General features: G+C 41.5%; 1 protein-coding gene. It reads right to left on the minus strand.

The features are described 5' to 3' along the window. Positions 1-1,075, minus strand: a 1,075-nt coding sequence (lacG, locus tag AB0N03_RS52450) for a 6-phospho-beta-galactosidase (RefSeq protein WP_364389025.1), incomplete at its 3' end; no start/stop codon positions are given. Between the last annotated feature and the right edge of the window lie 101 nt (positions 1,076-1,176).

Consider the following 1,176-nt stretch of genomic DNA (forward strand, 5'->3'; position numbering starts at 1 on the left):
AATTCGGATAATCATTTTTCACTCGCATGATTTGGTCATACAAGCCTTCAGGATAAATAATCCAATCCCAGTCTGTGCGCGGAACATAGTCAGGAGCTACTCGACGACCAACACCCTTAATTTGGTACTTAGAGCTTCCTTTTTCACCCTTACCATTGTGAATGATTTCAGTCTCACCATCAAAAGCTTGCATCCAATCACTCATGTAATAGTTGATACCAAGGAAATCATTCAAATCTTTAGCTGCGTCAAGAGCTTGGAAGTCTTCATCACGAAGATCAAGTTCTCCACCATTCTCAGCTAGGATATGGTTGACACCTTCCATCGTTTTATCTGAATAGTGCCCAAGATAGGTTGCATCCAAGATAAATTTGTTATGGATGATGTCTTCAAGTTCAGCAGCACGAACATCTGCTGGATTTTCCGGATCATAAGGGTATTTAGTTGGTAAAGCATGAACAACACCAATTTCACCTTTATAACCTTTATCCTTATACAATTTTACAGCACGTGCATGAGAGACCATCATGTTGTGGTGTGATTGGAAGACTTTGGCAAGATCATATTTAATGCCTGGAGGGAATTTACCAACCAAGTATTGACCATCACCAATTGGGCCAATTTCATTGAAAGTTGTCCAGTAGTTTACTTCTGGAAACTCTTCAAAACAGAAAGCGGCATAATCTATAAAGTGTTCTATATTTTCGCGGTTTAAGAAATCTCCATTTGAATGAAGAGCTTCTGGTGTGTCAAAATGATGCAAAGTCACAAATGGTTCAACATGACGCTTGTGGCATTCAGCAAATAGTTTATGGTAGAATTCAACACCTTTTTCATTTACTTCACCGTAACCCGTTGGGAAAATACGAGACCAGGCAATAGAAATACGAATACCATTAACACCATATTCTTCAGCTAATTCTAAATCAACTGGGTATTTATGGTAAAAATCACTTGCAGGTTCTGCTGTATACCAATAATTGTCTGCAAGATACTTATCCCATGCTACTGGGCCCTTACCATCTGTGTGAGTTGCACCTTCTGCTTGATAAGCAGCTGTAGCACCACCAAAAATAAAATTGCCCGGCGGGCTAAATTGGTAGGACCAGTTTCGCCGGAGCGTCCCGGACCTCCGCCTGGCCCACCATTCCGACCTGGGAGTTCGCCGTGCCGCCT

This window comes from Amycolatopsis sp. NPDC051061 (assembly GCF_040682935.1).
Taxonomy (GTDB): domain Bacteria; phylum Actinomycetota; class Actinomycetes; order Mycobacteriales; family Pseudonocardiaceae; genus Amycolatopsis.